This window comes from Qipengyuania pelagi (genome assembly GCF_009827295.1).
Taxonomy (GTDB): Bacteria; Pseudomonadota; Alphaproteobacteria; order Sphingomonadales; family Sphingomonadaceae; genus Qipengyuania; species Qipengyuania pelagi.
In genome coordinates this window covers 45441-54282 of the sequence record NZ_WTYD01000005.1, presented here as the reverse complement: position 1 = coordinate 54282, position 8842 = coordinate 45441, and the positions used below count along the sequence as shown (strand labels likewise).

The following is an 8842-nucleotide window of genomic DNA, read 5'->3' as shown; positions in this document are numbered from 1 at the left end:
TGGGCCGGAGCACGAACCCGCTGCGCGGGAGGGGTGCTGGCGGAGGGGGTGAAGTAGAACGACAGGCGTAGCGCGGGGACTGATCAAGGCCGAACATTCCGGCTCCTTCAACTGAGGAGTCGAGCGATGAACGATCTTGTACCGGTTATTCCAGCCACTCCGGTCAGCCCGCTGCGTCAGCGGCTGATCGACGATATGACCATGCGGCACTTCAGCCGCGAGACGCAGCGTAATTATGTCCGCGACGTGGGGCGGTTCGCCGCCTTCCTTGGGCGTCCTCCCGATACGGCGACATCGGAAGATCTGCGCCGCTTCCAGGTCGAGCAGCGTGAAGCAGGCATGCCCATACCAACCATGAACAGCGTGGTTTCGGCACTGCGCTTCTTCTTCACCCATACACTCGACCGGCCTGACCTTGCCCGGCGGCTCGTTCGCATGAAGCAGATGCGCAAGCTGCCGGTGGTGCTGAGCAGGGATGAAGTTGTCCGGCTGCTGGGCGCGACCACCTGCCTCAAGCACCAAGCCGCATTGTCGGTCGCCTATGGCGCCGGTCTGCGCGTGGGCGAAGTGGCGATGCTCAAGGTGCGCGACGTGGACAGCGAGCGGATGCTGCTCCGGGTCGAACGCGGCAAAGGCGGCCAGTATCGCAATGCCATGCTGCCTGCCGATCTGCTCACCCTGCTGCGGCAATGGTGGAAGCTGGGCCGTGAGCAAGGCGTGATGCACCATGATGGCTGGCTGTTCCCTGGCCTGCATGCCATGAAGCCGATCAGCACAAGGCAACTGCACCGCATTGTCGTCGAGGCGGCACAGGCTGCAGGGATCGCCAAGCGCGTCAGCCCGCACACGCTGCGCCACAGCTTTGCTACCCACCTGCTCGAAGACGGCATCGATATCCGCATCATCCAGGCATTGCTCGGCCATGCCAAGCTGGAGAACACCGCCTTCTACACCAGGGTCGCAACCAGAACAATGCATGCGGTGACCAGTCCGCTCGACAAGCTAGGCATGTTCCTGCCCAGTGAGGGGACACCACCGGGCTGAACTGGTGCGCACCTCGTTCGAGGTCGCTGACATCTTCTGCGCTACTGGTCCAGCATACCGGGCCACCCATGCAGGACATCTGAGCCTGCAGCAGCTCAAGGTCATGTCAGCGATCGAGCATTGCCGGACCGCTGCGCTGGGCGGCCATGTCGAGGCCTGCGCCTGTTGCGGGCACTGGCGGATCGCCTACAACTCGTGTCGTAACCGGCACTGCCCCAGGTGCCAGGGCGGTGCGGCGCGCACATGGCTGGCAGCGCGCGAAGCCGATCTGCTGCCGGTCGGATACTTCCACGTCGTGTTTACCCTGCCGGCCGAGGTTGCCGCCATTGCCTTTACCAACAAGGCGCTGGTCTATGATCTGCTGTTCAAGGCTGCGGCAGAGACCATGATGACGATTGCGTCCGACCCGAAGCACCTCGGCGCAAAGATCGGCATCACCGCCGTGCTTCACACATGGGGATCGGCCATGACGCATCATCCGCATGTCCACATGATCGTCCCGGGTGGCGGTATTACGCCCGATGGCAAGCGATGGATATCGTCACGCCCGGCCTTCCTGCTGCCGGTGCGGGTGCTGGGTGCCTTGTTCCGCCGCCTGTTCCTCACCCGACTGATGGCGCTGCATAATGCGGGCAGGCTCGCTTTCTTCGGCAAGTTGACCGGGCTGACTGATCGGCGGACGTTTCTCAAGCACCTCTCACCAGTGCGCAAGAAGCGCTGGGTGGTCTACACCAAGCCGCCCTTCGCCGGACCCGAAGCGGTGCTCGCCTATCTCTCGCGCTACACTCACCGCGTCGCCATATCGAACAGTCGCCTGATCCGGTTCGATGGCCAAGATGTCATCTTCCGCTACAAAGACTATCGTCGAGACGGCACCGACCGCCAGCAGGTCATGACGCTGCCCGCCGACGAGTTCATCCGCCGGTTCCTGCTCCATGTCCTGCCAACCGGCTTCCACCGTATCCGCCATTACGGCCTGCTCGCTGGTGCCACGCACAAGGCCAATATCGCGCTCGCCCGCAAACTGCTGGAGGTCGCGCCACCTCCAGAAGATGAGATCACCGATGAGCCAGAAGATTACCGCCCGCCGTGCCCACATTGCGGCGGGCACATGATCGTCATCGAGACCTTTGCGCGCTGGCAGCAACCACGCGCGCCGCCATCCTCCATACCGCCCATCCGGAAATTTGCGCCATGACCCGGCATGGCTCGATCTCACCGAACCGGGCACGTGATAGGCTTCCGGCAATGCCGCCGCTCGTCCTGCAGATCATCAGTCGCATGAAAACCGCCATGACACCATCGCTATTGAGCGATCTGCTGACCAAATCCGGGCCACAGACCTGCCCACCTGACCCATCCGGCACGCTTCCCAGCCAGTGTCATCAAGCCACCTGGATCGACAGAAAACCGAAATCCCCATAGCCCAACGCATGCGGCCCGCGGGTTCGTGCTTCGGGGACTTCCGTACGCCTACGGCGCCCGGAACCCTTCACGTTAGTGGACAGTCCGCTTTTGGCGCGGGACATACGGAAAGTCGCCAGCATTTCCGAGCACAGTCGATCCTGCGTGACAATCGTGCCATGCCACATTAGCGGATCGCGAGTGAGTGTTTCTCGTTCTGTGGCGGCCTCGGCAATCGTCCGCCCCGCCATGCCCGACCCTCGTCAGTTGATGCGCGACCTTCAGGTGTTCCGCGATCCACAACCGGGGCGCAGCCTGTGGGAGCTTGGCATCACGCTGATCCCCTTTCTTGGACTGTTCGCCGCGATTATCGCAGCCGCGGACGCGGGTTACCTGCTCGCTCTCGCGCTTACTCCGCTCGCCGGACTGTTCCTACTGCGCCTCTTCATTATCCAGCACGATTGCGGCCACGGATCCTTCCTGCGGGAGCGGCGGAGTAATGACTGGTTCGGGCGGATGCTGGGCGTCTTCACGCTCACGCCCTATGATTGCTGGAGCCTCAGTCACGCGCGTCATCACGCCATGACCGGCAATCTCGACAAGCGCGGCTTTGGCGATGTCGATACGCTGACGGTGCGCGAGTATTGTGAGAGATCGAGGACCCAGCGGCTCGGATATCGCCTATACCGCCACCCGTTGACCTTGCTTGGCTTCGGCCCCGCCTACCTCTTTCTGCTGCGGCACCGTCTGCCAGTGGGGTTAATGAAAGAGGGCTGGAAGTTCTGGATCAGCGCGCTGGGCACGAACCTTGCCACTCTCGCAATCCTAGCCGTGCCAATATGGTTAGTCGGCTTCGGAGTGACGCTGGCAGTATTTCTGCCGACTCTGCTCTTTGCCGCGAGCATGGGAGTGTGGCTGTTCTACATCCAGCACCAGTTCCCCCACGCATACTGGGAAAGCAAATCCGACTGGTCCTTCGCCGAAGCCGCCCTGATGGGCAGCACACATTTAGATCTGCAGCCGGTTCTGCGCTGGTTTACCGGCAATATCGGCATCCACCACGTGCACCACCTTTCGAGCACGATACCGTTCCACCGCCTGCCCGAAGTCCTGAAGGCGCATCCGGCTCTACGCGATCTCAACCGCTACACGGCATGGGAATCGCTCAGCGCGTTCCGTCTGGCTCTGTGGGATGAGGAACAGCAGCGTATGGTGACGTTTGCTGAAGCCGAGAAGATGATGGGCTAAGCTTGCGCTTTCAAATAGCTAGATCCGGCCCTGAACGCCGCTGAAGAGTGCCTCGGTAGGATTGACCCCAACCCACCAACGCCTCGCCGTAAATGTCCGGAACTGTTTGAGCGGGAATTCGCTGCGTCATCATGTCGCGGAGAAAACCTATGTCTCAAAATTCCAAAATCGGCGCCGGATTGGGCGGCGTCGTTCTAACTGCCGGAGCGATCGCATTCGGAGCGTTCCTGTCCAACAGGCACCAAAATCGTGGATATGACGATGCCGCCAACCATACCAAACGCCAGCCTGAAGGCGACAACGCGCAGGTCGGACGATCGGTAACCATCCGCAAGCCGCGAGCCGAATTGTTCGCATTCTGGTCGGACTTCTCCAACCTGCCGCAATTCATGGAGAATGTGGAAGCGATCGAAGCCGGCGCAGACGGAGCATCGACCTGGCGGATCAAGGCCCCCGCGGGCCAGACGGTAGCGGTGAAAACCGAAATCGCCAGCAAGAAGCAGAACGAGTTGATCGCCTGGCGATCGGTCGAGGATTCCGAGATCGAGACCAGCGGCGAAGTTCGCTTCGAGGATGCACCGGGCGAGCGCGGAACCAGGGTCAGCCTGGTGATGGCCTACGACCCGCCTGCAGGCGCGCTCGGCCGAGCGGTGGCGAAGCTGTTTTTGCGCGAGCCGCAGGTCCAGGCCCGGCATGATCTGAAGCGTTTCAAGATGCTCATGGAAACCGGGGAAATAGCGACATCGGCGCGAACGCGGGACGAAACCCGTGCAGCCAAGCAGGAGAACGGATGATGCGAGCACTTACCTGGCATGGAACCAACGACGTTCGCGTGGACACGGTCAGCGATCCGGAAATCATCAATCCCCGCGATGCGATCATCAAGATCACCAGCACGGCCATCTGCGGGTCCGACCTTCACCTTTATGATGGCGTCATTCCCGGCGTGGCGCCGGGCGATGTGCTGGGCCATGAATTCATGGGCGAAGTCGTCGAGACGGGGTCTGCGAGCGATCTGAAGAAAGGGCAGCGCGTCGTCGTGCCTTTCACGATCAGCTGCGGCGGCTGTTTCCATTGCAAGCAGCAGCAATATTCCGCCTGCGACAATTCCAACCCGGCTGAAAAGCAGGATATGTCGGCGACGCTCTACGGCCAGCCGATGGCCGCGCTGTTCGGCTATTCGCACCTGACCGGCGGCTATTCCGGCGGACAGGCGGAATACGCCCGAGTGCCCTTTTCCGATGTCGGCCCGATCGTCGTTCCCGACCATTTGGAGGACGACAAGGTACTGTTCCTCTCGGACATCCTCCCGACCGGCTGGATGGCGGCGGAAAATGCCGACATCCAGCCTGACGATACCGTCGCGGTGTGGGGCTGCGGCCCGGTCGGATTGTTCGCGATCCAGTCGGCCATCGTGATGGGCGCATCCAGGGTAATCGCGATCGACCACTATCCGAACCGCCTGGCGCTGGCGAAGCAGCTGGGCGCGGAGATCATCGACTTCCGCGAGACCGATGTGCGCGAGGCCCTGATGGAAATGTCCGGCGGGATCGGCGTGGATGCGGTGATCGACGCGGTCGGCATGGAATCGCACGGCTTCGCGATCGACAACATGTTCGACGTCGTGAAGCAGAAGGTCGGCATGGGCGCCGACCGCGCGAGCGCGCTGAAGCAAGCAATTCTCGCGGTCCGGTTCGGCGGCAAGGTCTCGATCCCGGGCGTCTATGGCGGGATGACCGACAAGTGGCCGCTCGGGGCGATGATGGAGAAGGGCCTGCAGGTCCGCGGCGGCCAGACCCATGTCCAGAAATATACCAAGCAGCTGCTCGAGAAGATCGAGGATGGCACGCTCGATACCACGTTCCTGATCAGCCACCGCTTGCCGCTCGAACAGGCAGCCGAGGGCTACAAGAATTTCAAGGAGCAGCAGAATGAATGGACCAAGGTCATTCTGAAGCCCGGGATGGAGAACTGATCATGGCCGGGAAAATCGACAAGCTGTCTGGGCTATGCGTGATCACCGGTGCTTCGAGCGGCATCGGGCTCGAGCTCACGAAGCTGGCGGCCCGCGATGGCTGCGACCTGATCCTCGCCGCCGACCGCGATCTTGGCGCGGCCGAAGCCGGCGCGCGGCAGTGCGGTGCCGCAGGTGTCGAGACGGTCGAAGCCGATCTCGCCACCCGCGATGGCCTCCAGGCCCTCGTGACGGCGCTCGGCGACCGTACGCCCGATGTCCTGCTCGCCAATGCCGGCCACGGACTGGGCGAAGCGTTCCTCGATCAGGAGTGGAAGGACATCGCCCATGTCATCCACACCAATGTCACCGGCACGACCTGGCTGCTGCACCATGTCGGGCAGAAGATGCGGGCGAAGAATGCCGGCCGCATCCTCGTGACCGGTTCGATCGCGGGGCACATCCCGGGCGCTTTCCAGCTCGTCTACAACAGCACCAAGAGCTACATCGATTACTTCTGCTTCGGGCTGCGCAACGAGCTCAAGGATACCGACGTCGTCGTCTCGTGCCTGATGCCGGGGCCAACGGACACCCAGTTCTTCGACCGCGCCGGGCTCCAGAACACCGATGTCGGGAAATCGGACAGCAAGGACGATCCCGCCATGGTCGCCGAGGCGGGCTACAAGGCCCTTCTCGAAGGCGACGCGCACACGGTCAGCGGCTTCATGAACAAGATCCAGGATATGTTCGCCGGCGTGATCCCCGACACGGTGCTGGCACAGATGCACCGCCGCATGGCCGAACCCGACGATAGCTAAGGCCGCACGCCTTCGCCAATCGCAACAACCGAGGAGAACACCTATGCCTCTCACCGCCATCGCCCTGAACTGCTCGCTCAAGAAATCCTCGGGCGAAGCAAGCTCGACCGACGCCATGATCGCCGTGCTGAAAGAGCATCTGGCCGAGCAGGATGTCGAACTGGCCGAAACCATCCGCATCGCCGATTACAATGTCCCCCCGGGCGTGACGTCGGACGAGGGCGAGGGCGACGACTGGCCGGGTATCCGCGCGAAAATCTTGAGCCACGACATCCTCGTTTTCGGCGGGCCGATCTGGATGGGACAGATCGGGTCGGTCGCCAAACGCGTGCTCGAACGCATGGATGCCTTCACCAGCGAAACCGACGTTCAGGGCCGGATGCCGAGCTTCGGCAAGGTGGCGATTGCCGCGATCGTCGGCAATGAGGATGGCGCGCACTGGAGCTCGGCGCAGCTGTTCCAGTCGCTCAACGACACCGGCTGGACGATCCCGGCGGGCGCGGCCTGCTATTGGGTCGGCGAGGCGATGGGCAGCACCGACTTCAAGGAGTTGGCCGAAACCCCCGATGCGGTGACCGAGACCGCACAGATGTGCGCGATCAATGCCGCGCATCTCGCCAAACTTCTCGCAGGCGACACCTACCCCGGGACGAAGTCCTGACGGCCCGGAACGCTCACATTCCGTAATCTCTTGGGAGACCATCATGGGACAAGGAACCACCAACCGGATCGAGCCGCCCCTGCCTGAGCAGCAACAGCGTGTTCCGGGCGCGACCGAGGCAATGCACCCCAAGCCCGATCACGGCGAAGACAGCTACGAGGGCTCCGGCCGTCTCGAAGGAAAAAGGGTCGTCATCACCGGCGGCGACAGCGGGATCGGTCGCGCGGTCGCAATCGCCTTCGCGCGCGAAGGCGCGGATGTGCTGATAGCCTATCTGTGCGAGGATCGCGACGCGCAGGAAACGAAGGAATGGGTCGAAAAAGCCGGGCGCAAATGCGCCTTGATGCGCGGCGATATAAGCGATGCGGCGCATTGCCGGGCGATAATCGACGAGGCTGCCCGCACCTTCGGCGGTATCGATGTGCTGGTGAACAACGCTGCCCACCAGATGACTTTCGAGACATTGGAGGACATTCCCTACGAGGAGTGGGAGCGGACCTTCGCCACCAACATCCACGCGATGTTCTATCTCGCCAAAGCCGCTTTGCCCCACATGGCTGAGGGCAGTTCGATCATCAATTCGGCATCGATCAATTCCGACCAGCCCAATCCTACACTGCTGCCCTATGCGACGACGAAGGGGGCGATCCAGAATTACACGGCAGGCCTCGCGCAACTACTGGCAGACCGGAAAATCCGGGTGAACTGCGTCGCGCCCGGGCCGGTTTGGACACCGCTTATCCCCTCTACGATGCCGGAAGAGGACGTCGCCGAATTCGGGAAGGATTATCCGCTCGGCCGCCCCGCGCAGCCCGCCGAACTCGCGCCGCCATACGTCATGCTGGCGAGCGACGAAGCGAGCTATATCTCGGGAGCCACAATCGCCGTTACCGGCGGCAAACCGATGATATGATCTGTCGGCCCGAGTGACGGGCGACACAGCGCGGCTGACCGCTGCTCCGACGGATACGTGGATATGACGCGGACGCCTATTCGTCGGGCGACCTTCCGATCGAGCGCGCGATGTTGCGGTCCTCCTTGCCGAACTTGTCCTCCGCAACCCGCAAGACCGTGATCATGATCAGGCTGACTACGGTCAGAATTGCCACCAGGGGCCATTGCGCAGCACCGCAGGCAATACCCACCATGGTCGCTAGCCATAGATGGGCCGCCGTCGTCAGATTGTGGAGTTGGCCCTTGCTGAAGACGATCAGGCCGGCCCCGATTATCCCGATGAACGCTCCGGCTGCCTCGAACAGTCGCAAGGGGTCCATCCGCGGACCGTCGAGCTGATGGTACAGGGCCATGATCGACACGACCATGGCCGCAGCCGAGACACAGATCAGGCCATGCGTTCGCATGCCAGCGGCATGGCCGCGCCACTCGCGATCGAGCCCCAGCACCAGACCGAGAATTGCAGCCACGCCAAGCCGGCTGATGATATCCCAATCTAGCCATTCGATGGATGTGACGGGGTTGAGTTCCATGGTTCGCTATTCCGCTTTCTGCCCGGGTCCCCGGGATGAGGTCTTCGCGCTCGTCGCAAGCTGATAGGATAACCAACCCGAGTGCTGCAATTGCCGGGTGGGATGCTCTCTCCTGTAGACAGCCGAGCAGCGCCCCTACGATAACCCGTTGCAAACGTAAGACAATCTCTTCGTGGAACCCTTGCCCCATACGGGGTTGCTCATATATTTTCTTAGCGCGGACGGG

At 62.2% G+C, this 8842-nt stretch carries 9 protein-coding genes; 8 read left to right on the top strand and 1 reads right to left on the bottom strand.

The genetic code is table 11. The features are described from left to right. Positions 1 to 126: 126 nt before the first annotated feature. The 8 genes from GRI47_RS14555 to GRI47_RS14520 all read left to right on the top strand — a co-directional run bounded on the left by GRI47_RS14555 (position 127) and on the right by GRI47_RS14520 (position 8042). On the top strand, positions 127 to 1044 hold the full coding sequence (locus GRI47_RS14555; protein WP_160661972.1) for a tyrosine-type recombinase/integrase: 918 nt from the start codon (positions 127 to 129) through the stop codon (positions 1042 to 1044). Position 1045: 1 nt separating this feature from the next. Next, positions 1046 to 2242: an IS91 family transposase gene (locus GRI47_RS14550; RefSeq protein ID WP_160661981.1), complete on the top strand. Its 1197-nt coding sequence runs from the start codon at positions 1046 to 1048 to the stop codon at positions 2240 to 2242. 407 nt (positions 2243 to 2649) lie between these two features. Beyond that, on the top strand, positions 2650 to 3696 hold the full coding sequence (locus GRI47_RS14545) for a fatty acid desaturase (RefSeq protein WP_337190715.1): 1047 nt from the start codon (positions 2650 to 2652) through the stop codon (positions 3694 to 3696). A 149-nt stretch (positions 3697 to 3845) separates the two neighbouring features. Next, a complete protein-coding gene (locus GRI47_RS14540; RefSeq protein ID WP_082835782.1) occupies positions 3846 to 4490 on the top strand; it encodes an SRPBCC family protein in 645 nt (214 codons plus the stop codon). Next, positions 4490 to 5671 (top strand): zinc-dependent alcohol dehydrogenase, encoded by a 1182-nt coding sequence (locus tag GRI47_RS14535; protein WP_151886458.1) that lies wholly within the window; start codon positions 4490 to 4492, stop codon positions 5669 to 5671. Before GRI47_RS14540 ends, GRI47_RS14535 begins: the two co-directional genes overlap by 1 nt. A gap of 2 nt (positions 5672 to 5673) precedes the next feature. After that, positions 5674 to 6468 (top strand): SDR family NAD(P)-dependent oxidoreductase, encoded by a 795-nt coding sequence (locus GRI47_RS14530; protein WP_151885159.1) that lies wholly within the window; start codon positions 5674 to 5676, stop codon positions 6466 to 6468. A gap of 43 nt (positions 6469 to 6511) precedes the next feature. Beyond that, a complete protein-coding gene (locus GRI47_RS14525) occupies positions 6512 to 7129 on the top strand; it encodes a flavodoxin family protein (protein ID WP_151885158.1) in 618 nt (205 codons plus the stop codon). 43 nt (positions 7130 to 7172) lie between these two features. After that, positions 7173 to 8042, top strand: coding sequence for an SDR family oxidoreductase (locus GRI47_RS14520; RefSeq protein WP_160662064.1), 870 nt, complete (start codon positions 7173 to 7175; stop codon positions 8040 to 8042). A 76-nt stretch (positions 8043 to 8118) separates the two neighbouring features. On the opposite strand, the gene GRI47_RS14515 is transcribed toward GRI47_RS14520, so the two are convergent. Next, on the bottom strand, positions 8119 to 8616 hold the full coding sequence (locus tag GRI47_RS14515; RefSeq protein ID WP_151885156.1) for an MgtC/SapB family protein: 498 nt from the start codon (positions 8614 to 8616) through the stop codon (positions 8119 to 8121). Positions 8617 to 8842 lie beyond the last annotated feature (226 nt).

Coding starts and splice junctions, on each gene's coding strand:
- GRI47_RS14540 (WP_082835782.1), top strand. CDS start 3,846: ATGTCTCAAAATTCCAAAATCGGCGCCGGATTGGGCGGCGTCGTTCTA.
- GRI47_RS14520 (WP_160662064.1), top strand. CDS start 7,173: ATGGGACAAGGAACCACCAACCGGATCGAGCCGCCCCTGCCTGAGCAG.
- GRI47_RS14525 (WP_151885158.1), top strand. CDS start 6,512: ATGCCTCTCACCGCCATCGCCCTGAACTGCTCGCTCAAGAAATCCTCG.
- GRI47_RS14530 (WP_151885159.1), top strand. CDS start 5,674: ATGGCCGGGAAAATCGACAAGCTGTCTGGGCTATGCGTGATCACCGGT.
- GRI47_RS14515 (WP_151885156.1), bottom strand. CDS start 8,616: ATGGAACTCAACCCCGTCACATCCATCGAATGGCTAGATTGGGATATC.
- GRI47_RS14555 (WP_160661972.1), top strand. CDS start 127: ATGAACGATCTTGTACCGGTTATTCCAGCCACTCCGGTCAGCCCGCTG.
- GRI47_RS14535 (WP_151886458.1), top strand. CDS start 4,490: ATGCGAGCACTTACCTGGCATGGAACCAACGACGTTCGCGTGGACACG.